11 protein-coding genes and 2 pseudogenes are annotated in these 17,009 nt (G+C 58.6%); 5 read left to right on the plus strand and 8 right to left on the minus strand.

What is annotated here, in order from left to right; translation table 11 throughout:
* Positions 1 to 9: 9 nt before the first annotated feature.
* The 3 genes from KUW17_RS17175 (at position 10) to KUW17_RS17185 (ending at position 3,219) form a co-directional block, all read left to right on the plus strand.
* Entirely contained in the window at positions 10 to 894 is an 885-nt protein-coding gene (locus KUW17_RS17175) for a TauD/TfdA dioxygenase family protein (RefSeq protein WP_222481346.1), read from the plus strand.
* A gap of 92 nt (positions 895 to 986) precedes the next feature.
* Positions 987 to 2,651 carry an ABC transporter substrate-binding protein gene (locus KUW17_RS17180; protein WP_222481348.1) on the plus strand — a complete coding sequence of 555 codons (1,665 nt, stop codon included), beginning with the start codon at positions 987 to 989 and terminating at the stop codon, positions 2,649 to 2,651.
* A 61-nt stretch (positions 2,652 to 2,712) separates the two neighbouring features.
* On the plus strand, positions 2,713 to 3,219 hold the full coding sequence (locus KUW17_RS17185; protein WP_222481349.1) for a DUF2165 domain-containing protein: 507 nt from the start codon (positions 2,713 to 2,715) through the stop codon (positions 3,217 to 3,219).
* An 816-nt stretch (positions 3,220 to 4,035) separates the two neighbouring features.
* On the opposite strand, the gene KUW17_RS17195 is transcribed toward KUW17_RS17185, so the two are convergent.
* The 4 genes and pseudogenes from KUW17_RS17195 to KUW17_RS17205 form a co-directional block, all read right to left on the minus strand.
* On the minus strand, positions 4,036 to 5,274 hold the full coding sequence (locus KUW17_RS17195; protein WP_222481351.1) for a cadherin-like domain-containing protein: 1,239 nt from the start codon (positions 5,272 to 5,274) through the stop codon (positions 4,036 to 4,038).
* A 42-nt stretch (positions 5,275 to 5,316) separates the two neighbouring features.
* Positions 5,317 to 5,493: pseudogene (locus KUW17_RS23535) on the minus strand (hypothetical protein); the annotation flags it as partial.
* The gene (locus tag KUW17_RS17200) at positions 5,490 to 6,632 is read right to left on the minus strand and encodes a M10 family metallopeptidase (RefSeq protein ID WP_261397266.1); all 1,143 of its coding nucleotides are present in this window, start codon (positions 6,630 to 6,632) and stop codon (positions 5,490 to 5,492) included. The pseudogene KUW17_RS23535 and the gene KUW17_RS17200, both read right to left, overlap by 4 nt.
* Before the next feature lie 311 nt (positions 6,633 to 6,943).
* Positions 6,944 to 9,676, minus strand: a complete 2,733-nt coding sequence (locus tag KUW17_RS17205; protein WP_222481355.1) for an Ig-like domain-containing protein — start codon at positions 9,674 to 9,676, stop codon at positions 6,944 to 6,946.
* A 510-nt stretch (positions 9,677 to 10,186) separates the two neighbouring features.
* Between KUW17_RS17205 and KUW17_RS17210 the strand changes: the two are divergent.
* Positions 10,187 to 10,576 (plus strand): annotated as a pseudogene (locus KUW17_RS17210) (transposase); the annotation flags it as partial.
* Positions 10,577 to 10,852: 276 nt separating this feature from the next.
* Here KUW17_RS17210 and KUW17_RS17215 read toward each other — a convergent pair.
* The gene (locus KUW17_RS17215; RefSeq protein ID WP_222481358.1) at positions 10,853 to 12,244 is read right to left on the minus strand and encodes a pyridoxal phosphate-dependent decarboxylase family protein; all 1,392 of its coding nucleotides are present in this window, start codon (positions 12,242 to 12,244) and stop codon (positions 10,853 to 10,855) included.
* Between the two features lie 164 nt (positions 12,245 to 12,408).
* The gene (locus KUW17_RS17220; protein ID WP_222481360.1) at positions 12,409 to 13,398 is read right to left on the minus strand and encodes an alpha/beta fold hydrolase; all 990 of its coding nucleotides are present in this window, start codon (positions 13,396 to 13,398) and stop codon (positions 12,409 to 12,411) included.
* Between the two features lie 126 nt (positions 13,399 to 13,524).
* Between KUW17_RS17220 and KUW17_RS17225 the strand changes: the two genes are divergently transcribed.
* Complete coding sequence (locus KUW17_RS17225) at positions 13,525 to 13,998, plus strand: MarR family winged helix-turn-helix transcriptional regulator (protein WP_222481363.1); 474 nt, start codon at positions 13,525 to 13,527, stop codon at positions 13,996 to 13,998.
* A gap of 574 nt (positions 13,999 to 14,572) precedes the next feature.
* Here KUW17_RS17225 and KUW17_RS17230 read toward each other — a convergent pair.
* Together KUW17_RS17230 and KUW17_RS17235 are read right to left on the minus strand one after the other, a co-directional pair.
* Entirely contained in the window at positions 14,573 to 16,348 is a 1,776-nt protein-coding gene (locus KUW17_RS17230; RefSeq protein ID WP_222481365.1) for an adenylate/guanylate cyclase domain-containing protein, read from the minus strand.
* A gap of 291 nt (positions 16,349 to 16,639) precedes the next feature.
* A complete protein-coding gene (locus KUW17_RS17235) occupies positions 16,640 to 16,975 on the minus strand; it encodes a hypothetical protein (RefSeq protein ID WP_222481367.1) in 336 nt (111 codons plus the stop codon).
* Positions 16,976 to 17,009: the final 34 nt, after the last annotated feature.

Genomic DNA, 17,009 nt, shown 5'->3' on the forward strand with positions numbered 1-17,009 from the left:
AGACCCGAGATGACGACTATTCAGACAAAACCGCTGACGCCGAATTTTGGTGTCGAAGTGAGCGGAATGAACCTCTCCGACGTCAGCGAGGGGCAAATTTTCGCCAAGCTGCGTGCGCTGTTCGAAGAGCATTCAGCGCTGCTGTTCCGGGCGCAGGACATTAGCAACGCAGAACATATGGCGCTGGCGCAGCTGTTCGGCCCGATCGAGGACCGCAAGGCGGACGAGCGCAAGCCGGGCGAGAAATTCGAGGTGCCCGAGGTGTCCAACGTGCAGAAAGACGGCTCCACCTCCGGCGAGATGGATCTGCACACGCTGAACCTCAAGTCCAATTTCCTGTGGCATTCGGACAGCACTTTCCTGCCCACGCCCGCGCTGACCAACATCCTGATCGGCCGGGTTGTCACCAGCGAGGGTGGTGCCACTGAACTGGCCAGCACCCGCGCCGCCTGGGCGGCGATGCCGGAGGCGCTGAAGGCAAAGATCCGCGGCCGCGGTATCTGGCACCGCTACAGCCATTCCCGGCGAAAGATATCCCCTGAGCTGGCTGAATTGCCGATGTTCAACAAATGGCCCGACCAGCATTGGAACGCAGTCTGGCCGAACCCGGTCAATGGGCGAGAGGCGCTCTATATCGCCAGCCATGCCTTCAAGGTCGATGGCTATGACGAGACCGAAAGCCAGGCACTTCTGGATGAACTGATGGCGTTCTGCACGCAGCCGGAATTTACCTATTCTCATCAGTGGGCTGTAGGCGATGTGCTGATTTGGGATCAGCGCGCGGTGCTGCACCGCGGCACGCCATGGCCCTACGAACAGCCACGCACCCTGTCCAGCATTTGCGCGTCGGTGACAGAGGACGACGGGATCGGCAGCATCCGCATGCCTGCATAAGCCCTGCACTGGCCGGGCGGGGTCCCGGCCAGTGCAATACTGCGCCGCAGAGCGCTTTCGGCCAGCCTCACGGCACAACAGAGAGGGAAACAATGACCTATTTTACCAGCACAGGAAAACCGCTGCCGGATTCACTTACACAGCAGGCCCGCCGCCTCGGAGCTGATCCTGTCAGCCGCCGGGAATTCCTGGCAACGGCGTGCTCCTTTGGTGCAACCGCCGCAACCGCCTATGCGATGATGGGCCTGACTGCGCCCGTACAGGCCGCGGTCAACGCGCAAATGGGCGGCACCGCCCGCATTCAGCAGCAACTCGTGGCAATGCGCGACCCGCGCAAGTTCGACTTCAACTCCCTTGCAACCTTCACCCGCGGCTGGCTGGAATACCTCGTCCAGTACAATTCGGACGGCACCTTCACCCCGGTCCTGCTGGAAAGCTGGGAGATCAGCGATGATGCCACCGAATACGTGCTTCATGTCCGCGAGGGTGTGACCTGGAACAACGGCGACCCCTTCACCGCCGAAGATGTTGCGGCCAACATCGCCCGCTTCTGCGACGGCACCGTCGAGGGCAATGCCATGGCCGGCAAGCTGCAGGTGATCATCGACCCGGAAACAAAAAAACTGCTGCCAAATGCGGTCGAAGTGACCGGCAGCCACACCGTGCGGCTGAAACTGCCGCAACCGGATATTTCGCTGATCGCCGGCTTTGCCGACTACCCGGCCGCCATCGTGCATTCTTCGTTCGACGAGGTCACAATGCTGGACAATCCGATCGGCACCGGCCCTTATCTGCCGGAATTCTACAGTACCGGCGACAGTGCCGCACTGGTGCGCAACCCGGACCACACATGGTGGAACGCCGGCAACGGCGCCTACATGGACCGGGTCGAATTTCTCGACCTGGGCGCCGACCCGGCTGCGTTTTTTGCCGGTGCCGACGCCGATGAGTACGACGTCAACTTCGACACCGAAGGCGATTATATCGCGTCCTTCGACTCGCTGGACGGCTGGACCAAGCATGAAGTCACCACCGCGGCCACGGTTCTGGCCCGCTGCAACCAGACTACCGAGGTGGATGGCACGGCCATTTATGCCGATGCGCGGGTGCGCCGGGCGCTGGCAATGGCGGTGGACAATGCGGTGGTACTGGAAATCGCCTATGGCGGCCAAGGCCGCGCGGCAGAGAACCACCATGTGTCGCCTGTGCATCCCGACTATGCCGATATCGGCGCGCCGGTGCGTGACCCCGAAGGTGCCATCAAACTGCTGGAAGAGGCTGGCATGGCGGACTTCGAGCATGAACTGATCTCGCTCGATTCTGCGTTCTGGAAGGCAACGGGCGATGCTATCGCCGCGCAGCTGCGCGATGCAGGCATCAAAGTCAGACGAAAGGTTTATCCTACTGCGACATTCTGGAACGATTGGGCGAAGTACCCGTTTTCGGTCACCAACTGGAACCACCGCCCGCTGGGTATCCAGACACTGGCGCTGGCCTACCGGAGCGGCCAAGGCTGGAACGAGTCCGGTTTTGCCAATGCCGAGTTCGACGGTCTGGTCGAACAGGCTCTGGCAACCGCCGACCCGGCGGCTCGCAGCAGGATCATGGCTAAGCTCGAACAGATCATGGTGGATGAAGGCGTCATCATTCAGCCCTACTGGCGATCGCTCTACAACCACTCCAAGAGCAACCTTAAGGGGGCCGCGGTCCACATCTCCAACGAGCTTTACCCGCAGTACATGTACTGGGAAGCCTGACCTTTGAACACTCTGCCCGCCGGCCGGATTCGGCGGGCAGACAGCAGCGGAGAGCAGAGCATTGCTGGAAACCACCGTACTGGCCGCGCAGGCCGTCAGCGTTGCCTTCATGGCCGCCTGGCTGACAATCGGCGCGCTGGAAAACCTCCTGCATCCCTTTCTGAATGAAACCTACACCGCCGAGGTCATGGACATGACCCGCATGCGGGAGGAGTACCCGGAAGCCTACCGCTTTGTCGCTTATCGCCGGGTCACCAGCAGCAGGCTGCGCCGGGGCCTGTTCCGGTGCATTGTCGTTTGGGAAATCGCGGCCACTGCAGCGCTCTGGGCCGGATCAGCCGCGCTTGCCATGTCCGCCGCCGGACGGCTGGCACAGGACACGGCCATTTCCCTGGGGCTGGCTGGAACCTTGATGTTTACCGCGACCTGGTGCGGGTTTCTGATCGTCGGGAACTGGTTTTGCTACTGGTTCGGGCACGAAGGCGGCCAGAACACGCATTTCCAGATGACGCTGTGGGGCATGCTCAATGCCGTGCTGCTGGTCGGCGGCGCCGTTGTTGTTCTCTAAAGCAGGCGGTTGAAGTGAAGAGCGGCTGTTCCTGCCGGGCGGGGCCGGCTGCACCTATCAAATCTTCTGCAACTTCTGTCGGCCCCAAGGGTAGCCTGTGTTGTGGAACGCGGCCGTAAGATTTCTGCGGTGACAACGCAGGCCGGAAGGCTAAGGCCGGATATGCTTTGGCATGCCCGCGCCTTTTGCCATCCACCAAACTCCGCAAATCAGAGACGAAGCAAGGCAGATAGACGTTATCGCAGATATTGCTTCTGACTGGTCATGACGACGCAGCTTTGAGAACAACGCCGAGAGGATTGCCCCGACAAAAGCAAGACCGTAGCGGAATGTCTCACATAGGCGCCTTTTGAGGCCGTACGCTATTATGCGTTTATATGATTGCGGAGAGGGCAGGTAGGATACGGCGGTTGCCTGCTCCCGCAACCAACGTTTCCGGCCAAGCCCTCGCCACCAGCGGGGGCTTTGTTGATTCCGGCGTCCCAAAAGCCATCAGCCCCGCCAATTCCCCAACAAGTTCAAGCTGATGCCCGCCCGGCGCATCCGCGTCCGGAACCATCCGCACCTCCGAAATCAAAGCCCGCAGCGATGCCGCCGCCTCCCGCTGTACCTCCGGCGCGTTCAGGAAGCCAGCAAGATGCTCGATCAGCTCGCCGTAGCGCGCCGACGGTTCGGCCCGCTGGCACTACAACAGCAAGAGACCCCACAGTGCATTGGACTATCGCCCACCGGGCTCGGAAACTATCATCCCGATGGAATGCAGGCCAATCATGCACTAACAATCAGCTTGGACCAATCAGATGAGGCTGCTCAACATCATACGAGGAACACGGCGTCATCCAGTATAAACCCATCGGCTGCGTAGATGTTAACCTGATCGACCTGATCGAAAGTCTCGTCAAACAGAACGAGAGATTCTTTCTTGTCAGAAATACTGTAGGTCAATGTTCCAACGAAAGTGTTATCCAGCCAGCCCTCAACAATCAGATCTACATTTCGACCATTGACGGAAGTAAAATAGCCGCTTTCGAAGTCGAATGTCTCGCTGTCGCTCCTGAATATCGAGATCGTTTCGACGTCCGACTGCAAAGCCTGAACACCCGACACCACCCCCTTGGCTTGCGAACTCGTGGTTGCTCCGAGAAAGTCGAAGTCACCCACCCTGATCGGATCCCCCTGCACCACTTCCTCAAAGTCCAGTTCGAATACGGTCCTCAGCGGAGGTGCCGGCTGGAAACCGTCGCCGGGAGCCATAACTTCTATGTCATCGACGAGGATAGGCCGGTCTGATCTTACGACGATACGATCCACGCCGTCAAAATCCTCTCCTAGTGCTACCGGAGCCGGTGAGTTCGAACTGACCCGGAAATTAGCGGTACCTACCAGTGCTTCATTGTTCCACGCCTCAATAACAACATTAGCCTGACCCCGGGCGGCCTGCAGCAGCAGGGCATCGAAATCAAACTCACCCGACTTGGCGTCAATCTCGAACATTCCGTCCCGGCCGCTTTCGCCGGCAAAGTCACCATTCATTTCGCTCGAACTGACGACATTGAGGCCGGATACGGCAAGCGCGCTCACTTCTTGGCTGGTGCCGCTTTCAAAAGTAAGCATTTGCGAATAGACAGTGGGTTCAGAGTTGGCAGGCTCAACCAATACGGTAACCGTTGCCGTGCCCTCTCCGCCGTGACTGTCAGAAATCGTGTACGTGAAGCTATCTGTACCCTGAAAGCCCTGATTGGGCGAATAAACAAGAACTTCTCCCTCATGCGTTACCGTTCCGTTTGTCGCCTGGCTGAAATCCAGAATGCTTATCGCTTCACCGTCCGTGTCCGAGTCATTTGAGAGTACAGAAATTGAGACGACGGTATCCTCATTGGTCGATGCCGCGTCGTCTACAGCGACGGGGGGGGCGTTCTCAGAGCCGCCGGTGATATGCCCATAAAGATCCGACCAACTCCAGGAAATATCTGCGAACCGGATCTCTTCAACAGTATCCGCGATCCAATCCAGGGCCAGCGATCCCACGGTGATGAAGTTTGAACCGGCGCTCAAACCGTAAGATTGGAAGTCGCCATCAAAGCTGACCGTGTCGTAGCCGGATTCGCCGAAATAGGTGTCCGATCCCAGACTGTCATGGAAAGTGTCGTTGCCGGCCCCGCCCCAGAACTTGTTGTCGGCGGCGTTACCAATAAACCAGTCATCGCTCGACCCGCCGATTGCGTTCTCGATGAGCGATCGCGTGTCCCCCTCATACAGCAGGGCGTTCGCTATATGCCCGCGAGCATAATTGCCTGCTCCGAGATGGGCACGCTGGAATGTGCCCCGGTATCAAGGTCGACCCATTCCCCCGGACGCAGGTCTACGCCAAGCGAGGTGGAGTAGTTCGAAAAATCATAGGTATCGACGCCATTTCCGTCCCATATCGTCCGGAATACCGTATCGGCACCATCCACCTTGGTCAGGCCTGCCTCTGCGATCACGTCGGCGCCGTTGACAAACATCCGCCCGGTGTCGAGGTCGAAGGAATATACCGTATCATCTGCGTTTGCGGCGAAATTCGCGCCGTACAGCCGCTGGATCGCCGCGATGTCGAGCATCATCAAGGATTGCGCGAAATCACCGTCGGAGTTCGAATAGGCGCCGCCGAGAGATCCGACATAAGAATTATAGGTCATGACCGTAAACTCCATTGAGTTCAAGTCATATGGCACGGCGCCACCGTGTGTATCCTCATGCGCGTGGTTCAGACCGAGCGAATGCCCCGTCTCGTGAAGAAAAGTATGAAAATCAAATGACCCGACCTCTGGTGAGACCGGATCTGTCAGGTACCACCCGTACCAGGAATCGCCGCCAGAGCTTCCATTGCTCGGCAGGTAGGCGTAAGCGCTGATGAAATCCGGATCGAGCGCAATCCGCAGGTCCGCATCATCGTCCTGGTCGCCAGTGATTTCGGTGAAGGTCAGCATGGAAATACTGGAATACTCGGTCAGAGCCGCGCGTGCCAATTGCTGCAAATCGCCTGTCATCGGCGCAAATGATCCGATGGGATAGTAGCTATAGTCGTCGGCGCTGTCGGGGAAACTGTAGGTCAGTTCGGTGGTATCCCACTTGTACGGCGACAGCAGTGCGTCGACGCCCTGATCGACGTCGCCCGGGTCCGTGTCGACTGGAACGTCTGCCGTGCCAGCGTTCTGCTCCAGCGGCGCCAACGTGTCCGGTCCAGATTGATCCCACAGTTCGAAAAGGCGTTTCAAGGCCTCCGGATTGCGGTTTTCAAGCGCTGATTTGGCTGCCTCGCCGCGCCTGCCAAATGCACCGGGAAGCGGCTGGGAAAAATGGAATTCCATATCCTGCAGCCCAAGAGTATTCAGTTTTTCGGGAGACAGTGCTAAGTTTCTGCTGCTATTCATGTTTTTCACGACCGCTCGTTCACCTGCGGCGGCCTATCCGTTAGGGTTAGACTGCGAAACACTCGGAATCTGGTAAGGAACACGCGGAAAGAATCCAGCGTGTAGGACTGCGTTCAACCTCAATTCTCAGGCCCAATAAGGGCTCTCTTTGGTGGCAATTTGGTGAAAACGTATCAGGCTGTCACGCGGGATTGCGAGAACAAGTCCAATTCGGCGGTTTGTTGCCGCCAGAGTGTGTCACCAATTGTGTCAATGTCACGTAATAACGGGGCGGCCCGAAGGCGGCCCCGCATGTTTGGCGGCGGAACGTATCAGGCGAGGATGTCGAAAGACGTATCCAGCGCAACGATATTGTCGTTTGCTTCAGGTCCGTCGACTTCGACGGTCCAGCTTGCAACGGCTGTCTGATCGCCATCCACGGTCTGTTCGTCCGCGAAGATCTCGAACGGCAGGATGTAATCCTCTGCAGGTGCTTCGGTGATCAGGCTGACTTGGTTGATCCGGAACTTGTCGTTGCCATCCATGCCACTGCCGGCCGGGGGCTCCCCAACCGTACCGACATAGAGTTCTTCGAAGGCAACACCAGGCTCGATGTTCACCTCCTTGGGGCCTGTATTGTTGGTGAGATCCAGTTCGATTTCACCGAAGGCGACTAATGAACCGCTGTCCCATGCTTCCCAGACAATCGTTTCAGTGCCGATACCGCCACCAACACCCTGGACGATGAACTGAATACCCGTCGGCGGAGGCGAGGCAGCCGACACATCAATCAGCAGGCCTTCTGCAGTTTCGATGTTGCCGTTGCCGACACCGATACCACCGGCATTGTTCGGGTTGACGTCATCAGATCCTCCGCCGATGTCGTCGATCTTCATGTTGGCCAAGGAATCTCCATTAAGCGGGCCTGACAGCCCGTCGTAATTGGTGCTGAGATCGGTATTGCTGTAGAAGAACCCGTCGAACGTCACGCTGGAGACCGTGAGCGTTTCCTGCGGGCCGCCGGCCTTCACAGAGGAGAAGTCGACCGGTATGATGATCGTTGGCGGGCTGGCTTTCTGCGTGAAGGTATATTCGGCTAGGTTGTTGCCGTTCGCATCCGTGCCGCCGCCGTCTCTATCGACTGCCAGCTCGTAGAAGACGAAATCGTCGGCATCATCGACGGTCCCGTTATCCGAGGTGCCGATGACGAGAATGTCGCCATTGGCTTGGTAGTCAACCGCTGATGTAATTGTCCAGTCGTCATCTCCGGCTTCGACGACAAACGTGTCCGGAATGCCGTTCATCAGCAGATTGGAGCCATCGGCGCTATCGACAAAGATGAACGTGTCGGAAACCGAAGCGTTTGCAGTGAACGCAACCGTCTTATTGTCCACTGTATCCGACCCGACGCTATCCGGGCCGGTTTCGATCAGCGGGATGTCGTCGATGATTTCCGCCGAAGCAGAGGTAACATTGTTCGTTCCGCCAGGCTGGCCCGTGAAATCGAGGACATAGGCGGTTTCGGCCCCGTTCAGCGTCCCGTCGGTGAAGCCGAGGTTCAGCGTGTCAAAGACACCGCCATTATGTCCGTTTCCAGACGAATGGGTGGCACTGGTGTCATGCGTGTAGCTGACGCCAGTGATGACAGCCCCGGCACCGAGCAAAGTCCAGTCCCCGTAATCGTCCGAGATCACGTCTCCGGCCATTGACCCGATGACACCTTCGCCATTCCCGTCGACGAGCGTGAGGAAGATCGTATCGCCTTCGGGATCGAGTAGCGACAGCGCCGCCAGTTCCGCCGAGAAGTCATAGACCCGCGTGACAGTATCGCCGGTCGGGAATGTCTGGTCCCCACCGTCCTGGCTGCCATCCGCCAGACCCGATTCAAAGACCTGCGCGTTCTTGGCCGCGATATTGCCGAAGACCGGGTCATTCGCGCCATCTATCTTCACAATGACAGTCGCCTGATCGGGGTTGCCTTCCGCATCGTTGGCTGTGTAGTCGAAGGCTACATAAGCACACTCACCTTCGGCCAAGAACTCAAACTGTCCATCCGGGTCGAAGGTGAAATTGCCATCGGCATCGAAGTCGGCCAGCACTCCGGTCGGCCCTGCGATCATGGCTCCGAATTCATCCACCGCCCGCAGACTGCCGGCCACGAGCTGCGCGGCCAGTATGTCTCCGGCATCGGGATCACTGTCGTTGTCAAGAACGCTGCCGCGCACGACTGGACCGTCATCCTCGCCGACAGTGTAGCTGTCATCGAGTGCAGTCGGGTTCTGGTTGGCAGGCAAAACGGTCACGCGCACCACGCCGGTATCAGACCCGCCTTGCGGATCTTCGACGGTGTATTCGAAGGTGTCCACCCCGAAAAAGCCCGCGGCTGCCTGGTACAGAATCTGGCCGCCGGAAAGTGTCACGGTGCCGCCGGCATCTGTTGTCAGATTAAGTGAACCATTACCCGACGATCCTCCGCCATTGTTGTCGTTGATGTCTGAGAATGAAGTGATGGCCAGAAGCCCGTTGTCATCGACCGGCCAGACATCGACATCGGTGTCGCCGTCCAGCGCGTCGATGAGCACCGAACCACCCGAAGTGGTCTGACCTGCGTCGTCGTCGGCCACGGGCGCGTCATTGACGCCGATGATCGTGAAATAAGCTATGCCGCTGTCCGAGTCCTGGCCGTCAATTACGTTGTAGGTAATCTTGTCGACGATGATGCCACCTTCGGAGAGGGAGTCGAACCCGTTTGGGAGCACGACGTCACCGCCGCCGCTGACAAGGAAACCGTCCTGGCCGCCAGGGGTGTAGTCGAGGTCAACGAGCGTCGTATCCACGGAAAGCGGGCCGTGGTAACGGGCGTCGTAGGTCAGCGCGCCGTTTGTGTTGAGATCAAACAGCGGATTAACTGGCCCGGAAGTAAGTATCGCGGCCAATTTCGCAGCGTCACCTGGATCTGGATCGCTGTCGTTATTAAGAAGGCCGAGGCCAGGCGCGACTTTTAGGAAACTGTCCTCGTTTAATACGTAAAAATCATTTACCGCTGTTGGTGCTGTATTTGGCATTTTTTACTTCCTCGCTATGGCAATTCTTGATTTCCTTCATATTTTTTGTGCCGGTTGGAGTTTTGCCAGAGCAACAAAAGGCGCTGGCGAACCCGTTGCCGGATTCACCTGTCCCTTAGCCTCACGCGAAAGGTGAGGCTAATTCTCGAGTTATTTCTTCGCGGGAAATACCGGCGCAAGCCGATACGAGCGAATTTTTTGTTTTAGGTTGGTCGGTCTGTTGACGGGAATGTCTGTCAATCTGACGCGCTTGCGGCGAATTTCGCGCTCAGCTTCGAAGCCATATTACTCCCCCTCATCGATACCAATTTGGCCTCACCGCTCGTGACCTCGCTGGTATTGATTCTTTCGTCAAATTGGCTTGCAACATATAGTGTATCATGAATTCCACAAAATTTCTGCAGGCTCCTAAGCTGTATTGACAAGAGGGGTTTGCTCCGGGCGGCAGTTTCGTTGCGTAAGCGCCGAGTGGCGATTCGCCTTGTGAAGCCTGCGTGGCAGCTCAAGTGCATAAGCAGCCCCATACCGCCGAACTACAAGACCAAGTACAGGCCAGCCTACTGCCAAGCCTTGATGAAGCGCGGCTCCCTAACTATTTGGTTTGACACGGAAATGGCTTGAGTGCCAACGCGGATTGGCAGGCGCGGTTGATGGGCTCAGGAGAGCGCCGCCGCGATCCAATCCTGTCTGACCCCGAAGGATTTGTTCGGGATGGCGCTCCGGCAGACGTCAGGCTTCGTCGATAGCCTCTTGCGCCTGGTCGGTTTGGACTGGGCCGTATCTGACTTCAGTACCCTGAGCCGGCGCCGGCAGACCCTAGCAGTGAACATCACCTGCCGCGGCTCAAAGTGGCTTTTGCATCTTCTGATCGGCAGCGCGGGCATCGAGGCCGAGGGCGAACCCTAAACCTAAGAAAGCGGCGTCAGCCGGACTTAGTGCACTATGGCGGGCGGTAGTTTCGAGAAGATTGGGATCATCGACCTTCGATCCAGGCGCTTCAACGAAACCGTTTTTCCGTTCTCATCTATGCCATGCGCCTGGAAAACGCTCTTGGCTACCCGAACCGAATGAAACAGTGTCCACATCCTTCTCCCGCAACCAACTTCCGCGAACTTTCCAATTCGGCGCCAGCGGCCTGGGATTTAGCCCCATAGCATCCCCCGGCCTTCGGCAGTTTTACTGGTTTCCACGGTCCAAACTGCCGCGGGCCGCCTGCAGCGTGTTCAGCAGGACATCGATATCCTGATCACTGGTGCGCCAGGACGACACGCTGATCCGCAGGGCCGGTTCGCCGTTCCAGACGGTGCCGCCGAACCACGCTTTCCCGGAGCGCTCCACCCGCTGTTGAAGCTCCCTGGTCTGCGCCTCGGTGCCATAGCGGAACAGGACCTGGTTCAAGACGGGCTCGCACAGCAGTTCAAACCCAAGGCCGGGCAGGGCCTTGGCAATGCGGGCAGCCATGCTGCAGTGCTGCTCGATCAGTTCGGCGACGCCGGCGCGGCCAAGCGTGCGCAGGGCCGCCCAGATCGGCACGCCGCGGGCGCTGCGGGAAAATTCGATGCCCAGGTTCTTCTGGCTTTCAGTGGACGCAGTGGAATATACCGCGTCGCTGTTCATGGCGGCCGCCATTGCGTTGCGGTCGCGGCAGATGCCCGCCGCGCCGTCATACGGGGTATTGAGCCATTTGTGGCCGTCAGTGGTCCAGCTGTCCGCGCCCTCTATACCGCTGGTCAGGCCGCGCTTTGCCGGGGACGCGCGCGCCCACAATCCAAAGGCCCCGTCGACATGCACCCATGCGCCGGCCTGTTTCGCTTTTTCGATAAGCGGCAGGAAGGGATCAAAGCTGCCCGTATTCACCTCGCCGGCCTGCAGGCACAGAATGGTCTGCCCATCCAGTGCAGGAAGCCGGGCCGGGTCAATGCGGCCGGCGCTGTCAACCGGTGCTTTGATCAGCCGGGCCTGGCCGAAGCCCAGAATTCTGAGGGCTTTGAGAACCGTGATATGGGCCAGTTCGGAAACCACAACCTTGATTTCCGGCGCGCCCAGCAATCCCATGGCATCGAAGTCCCATCCGCATTTCTTCAGCAGTTCGCGCCGCGCGACGCTGAGGCAGACAAGCGTGCTCGCGGTTGCCGAGGTGCCAAACGCCACGCCGCTTTCGCGGGGCAGGTCCAGGATCTCCAGCAGCCAACGCGCCGCGACTTTCTCGATCTTGTCCGCCACCGGAGAGTTCATTTGCGAGGAGGCGCATTGATCCCAGGCCGACGCCAGGCGCTGCGCGGCGGCGGCGACCGGCAGCGTCGCACCGATTACAAAGCCAAAGTACCGGGGGCCGTTTGAAACGGTTGTCGCCGGCGAGCCGGCCTCATCAAGCAGCGCCAGCGTTTCGGTTGCATCCCTCCTGGTGTCCGGCAATGGCTCATCAAAGCGTGCAAGCTGCTGCCGGGCGGCGGCAGCGGGAAAAACAGGCATCTCCGACACGCTGGCAATGTAGCGCGCGGCTCTGGCCTCTGCATCGCGCAGCAGCTGCAGCTCGCCCTGCTGTTCTTCTGTCGCCGTCCGTTGCATTCTGAACTCCTTGTCTGAGACCGTTCTCAGGTCGATAGCAGGCCCGCAGACTGCGGTCATTGCTGCCCGTTCTGCGCCTGGCCTGCGCCCCATGCTGCCGCGCCTGCCGCATCCGCGCCGGAGAAGGTGCAGATGCAGAGCCTTGCTGATAGCACGCCCGCCGTTCAGCTGGTTGCAATAAACTCGGACACCAGGCCGGATACTAGCTGCGGCGCGTCTTCCGGGCTGTAGTGGCCAGTTTCGGGCAAGGTCTTGATCTGACCGCTGGGGAACGCCTGCCGGAACAGGGGCAGAAACTGCTCTGCCTGCAGCGTCCTGTCGGCTTCGCCCCAGATGGCGATAGCAGGTTTCTTTGCCAGCTCGGACTTTACGGCGCCGCTCGCCTCTTCGAACGCATGTTTGCCGGTGGCAAAGCCTTTGGCCCAGCCGATTGCGCCCGCAGCAAATCCAGGCGTAGGAAACGGCGCCCGGTAGGCATTCAGCCAAGTGTCGGTGATCAGCTCATTCCGGACAAATCCATTCAGCTTGAGTGTCGACAGGATGTTGTAGTCAAGCTGGCCGAGCACCGCTTCCAAGGTGCCGTTTTCCTCTGCCTGCATGATCCACTGAAACCAGGGTGCAGCACCGGCATTGGCAATCAAGCGATCCAATAGATCAGGCTGCCCGAGGGGCGTCGGGCCGTTGACCGAAACGATCCGTTTGATCCGGTCCGGGTGCCGGATGGCCACGCCCATGCCAACCGGCCCGCCGAAATCATGCATGACAAGGGTCACATCCCGGAGATCCTGCTCCAAAACAAAGCGTTCCGCATTGTCGATGTGATCCTGCAGCCAATAGCTGCGGTCTTGCTGGGTGGCGCTTTTGCCAAATCCCATATGGTCAAGGGCAATCACACGGGCATCACGGGACCATTCAGCAATCTGAGCACGGTAAAGATAGCTCCAGGTCGGTTCGCCATGCAGCAGCAGCAGCGTCTCCGGGCCGCTGCCCTCATCGACATAGTGCATCGGATAGCCGGAGGCGGAACTGTAGCGGGCTTGAAACGGCCAAGTTCCCTCAAAGGTCTCTTCGGCAGGGACTGCGATCAGGTGCGGATCATGGCCTGGAGCGGATTGCTGCGATGCCGACTCACTGGTCTGAAGGTCAACGGTCATTGGGCTTCTCCATAAATGTGTGTGAGTCACATATATAAATGACTCCTTCCAAATCAAGTGTGTGAGTCACATATTGTCCGTATGACGGATGATTCACGGCGGACTGCGAATTTACTGGGGGCGGCGGTGCTCTGCCTGCACGATGAACTGAAGACGGTTCTGGCGAGGCAGTTCCACCGCTCCGGAGAAGGGCCGGCGGCGCTTTGCGCGCTCGGCCACCAGCCAGGTTTGTCGAATGACGCACTGAGCCGGCTTTTGGATCTCACCCATACGGGCACGGTGCGCCTGATCGACAGGCTGGCCGAGGACGGCCTTGTTAGACGACAGGCGGCGGAGCACGACAAGCGCAGCATTGCGCTTTATCTCACAGAAGCCGGCCAAGCCGCTCGGGAGAACATACTGCGCGAGCGGCTGGCCGCACTTGAGGCAGTGACCGGCAGCCTGTCCGCTGACGAACAAAAGGACCTGGCCCGGCTGCTGGAAAAACTGCTGCAAGCTGCTGCCGGTGACGACACGCACAAGCTGCGGACCTGCCGGCTGTGCGACAGCCGCGCCTGCACAAATTGCCCGATACTGGTGCCTGTAAGCGGGGCGGACTGAAGCGCCTGGCAATAGTGCCAGGCTTTACCTTTCAAAGGCCAACGTGGATTCAACCCGAGAAGCCAGCGTGGTTGCCTAAGAAATGAGCAGACACCAACCAACCGCAAGACCTGTTACTGGTCAGCCTGCAACCAAGCCCTGAAGAAACGCAGCTCCCTAGCATCTGGCTTGGGCTAGAAAGGGTTTGGGGGCACCGCGAATTGGCAGGCGCGTTCGACATTCCCAGCGCCCTGGAAATCAAAGTGGTTTCCGGGTGCTCCCTGGGCTGCCTGCCGCTATTCTCCTCAGGGCAGGAACGGCCGCTCTTTTCCGCTCAAGCGACCTTCATCATGCCTCTGACTTCACGCCTGCCGCGAACGGCAGCTTCGGTGAAGCTGCACCGCAGCGCCTGGCTCGGCGGTCAAGGTCGGGAAAGGGCCGTTCATACCGGAGGATCTCTTTGGTATGGCCATCGCTCTGCGTTGCATCTGAGACAGGTTGGGGCCCTAAGCCTAGATCAACAAAGTTTGGAGGGCATCCGAGCATCGCTTTGAGGGGGCGCGGTCAGCCTTGCCTCAGCTTGCTGCTTGTCAGCCTACTTCAGTCCGGCCCGGCGCAACCGGTCGAGTAGTTGCTCGAGATTTTCCGGGTCCTTATATGGCTGGGACGCGGCAAATTTCTCAAGCGTGAAGTCCGGCTGAATTTTCTTAACGGTGCAAGCAGCTTGATACGCCTCTTCGTTTCGCCCCAGCGCAATGCTAGACTCCACCAGCACGAGATATGGCTCGACAAGGTTCCCATCGATTTCAATCGCTGACTTGGCTGCTTTGATGGCCTCATCATGCCGATCAGCCCCATAAAATGCGCTAGCCAGGATTGCCGGGTAAATTGGGACCGACTGGTGAGGCACCAGGCGCAATGCGAACTCAGCGTGCTCGATGGCCTCGCCCGAGCGTCCGAGAAAGTTCAGAACTCCGGCCTTGAGTGCATACGAGGCGGGGCAACTTGGTCGAGCGGATACGGCCAAGTCGGCCTTTTCACTGGCATCTCTGAATTCCCTACGGCTCAAATGCAGGTGTGCCAGAACCATATGAGGATACCCTGTAGCATCTCCGAGGCGAATTGCTTCAAGGGCAAGCCATTCTGCGCGCTCCAAGACTTGAGCAACGCTTTCCTCAGGTGCGGAGAATACAGCTGCCCAGTAGGCAAGAGATCCTGCTGCGTAGCTCGCCGAGCATGTTGGTTCAAGGCGAATTGCTTCCTCTAGCAGATGCTGCGCTCTTTGCAGATCCAAACCAGATTTCGCATTGAAGATCAGATACTCACCTTGAAAATAGGTTTCTAGCGCCTCCGAATTCTTGAACATCTTGCGGACGATGCGAACGGCTTCGCCGCCGAACAGTTTGACGCCCAGAAACTCAAGAATCTGCTCGGTGATTTCGTCCTGAAGGGCAAATAGGTCATCGTAGTCGGCGAGATTGCGGTCAAACTTTTCTGCTGAGAGATACCGGCCGGTCGACACCTCCATCAGCACCGTGTTCACCCGAACCCTGGTGCCAAGCTTTCGCAAATCGCCCTTAAGCAGAAATTGCACATCAAACCGGCGGGCCAGTTCTTGGTCACCCATTGAACTCGATAGAGTCAGAAATGGCGTCTCATCTTGAACAATAATTAGGCCGGGAACCCTCGCGAGCGCCGCAAGAATACCGTTTGACAAGGCGTTAGCGAAGACATCTTGCTCGGGATCACCGCTGAGATTTTCGAATGGCTTGACGGCCAGCGAGGGTTCCAAGCCACTCCGGTCACCAGCCAACGGCAGTGGTCGCTTCGGTATCGGATTCGGGCCGCCAATAAACCGGTAAGTGCGCACGGGCTTTGCTATATTCTTCACGAACTGTTCGCCAACGAACTCAAAGGCTGGTGCCAGTTCGCCTCCGATAGCATCGTGTACAGCTCCAGAAACAAAAATACCGCCGGGTTCGGCCATGGCTTCCAACCGCGCTGCGACATTCACGCCCTCTCCATAGATATCGTCGCCATCCGGAATCACATCGCCCAGATTGACACCGATCCGCAGCTCGAGCCGCCGGTCATCTGTCATGTCTGTGTTGCGCACAATCATCTCGCGCTGCAGTTCGACGGCACACCGGACCGCGTCCAGCACGCTGGCGAACTCTGCTAGGGTCCCATCACCCATCAACTTAACGATCCGGCCTCGATGTGCTGCCAGCAGCGGGTCAATCAGCGAGCTACGAAGGTCCTTCAGGGCCGAGAGCGTCGCTGCCTCGTCTTGCTCCATGAGGCGGCTGTAACCGACTACGTCAGCGAGGATGATTGCCGCGAGGCGACGGTGATCGTACTGTTCTGCCATTTCGAATACCAGTCACGACGATACCACAGTCTACTCGATGAGGCAGGTCATTAGAACAGGTGCGATTACGCTGCTAATCCTCCTAAACGGCAAATCGCAGTTGTGTCCCGTGATCCGACTTTCATCATGCTTCTGACTTCACACCTGCAGCGAACGGCAGGCTCGGTGAAGCTGTGCTGCAGCGCTTGACTCGGCGGTGAAGGCCGGGAATGGGCCATCGGCTCCATTACGCATACATGTTAATGCGACCGGAGCGCCTTCGTCCGGTCGCTTGCCGAGAGTGACCGGCGGCTATTGCATGGGCCGTTCGAGCGTCGGTTGCTGGCTTCCTTTGGGGCCAGCCACGATGAGCAGGAACCCGGCAAGCCCCAGGTTGGCTGCGATGCCAGCGGTGATGTGCCAGTCCGGGACATATTCGGTATTCCCAAAGTGGAACGCGTCCCAAACCGCATGCAGTCCAACGCCTATCCAGATGAAATCTGTGCGCCAGCGGGATAAGACCGCGAACTCCATCCAAAAGACGAGCCCAAGGAGTTCGAGCCATAGTGCTTCGGCCGAGTGTCCCCAGCGAAGCCAGTTGGCGACGTAGATTACGGGCAGGCCAGCCAGGAAAACCGCGTCGTTCAAGGTTTCCCATCAAGGCTTTGTCGTGAAAGTCCCT

It is taken from the genome of Leisingera aquaemixtae (assembly GCF_019801145.1).
Taxonomy (GTDB): domain Bacteria; phylum Pseudomonadota; class Alphaproteobacteria; order Rhodobacterales; family Rhodobacteraceae; genus Leisingera; species Leisingera aquaemixtae_A.

Coding starts and splice junctions, on each gene's coding strand:
- KUW17_RS17175 (WP_222481346.1), top strand. CDS start 10: ATGACGACTATTCAGACAAAACCGCTGACGCCGAATTTTGGTGTCGAA.
- KUW17_RS17180 (WP_222481348.1), top strand. CDS start 987: ATGACCTATTTTACCAGCACAGGAAAACCGCTGCCGGATTCACTTACA.
- KUW17_RS17200 (WP_261397266.1), bottom strand. CDS start 6,632: ATGAATAGCAGCAGAAACTTAGCACTGTCTCCCGAAAAACTGAATACT.
- KUW17_RS17205 (WP_222481355.1), bottom strand. CDS start 9,676: ATGCCAAATACAGCACCAACAGCGGTAAATGATTTTTACGTATTAAAC.
- KUW17_RS17215 (WP_222481358.1), bottom strand. CDS start 12,244: ATGCAACGGACGGCGACAGAAGAACAGCAGGGCGAGCTGCAGCTGCTG.
- KUW17_RS17220 (WP_222481360.1), bottom strand. CDS start 13,398: ATGACCGTTGACCTTCAGACCAGTGAGTCGGCATCGCAGCAATCCGCT.
- KUW17_RS17230 (WP_222481365.1), bottom strand. CDS start 16,348: ATGGCAGAACAGTACGATCACCGTCGCCTCGCGGCAATCATCCTCGCT.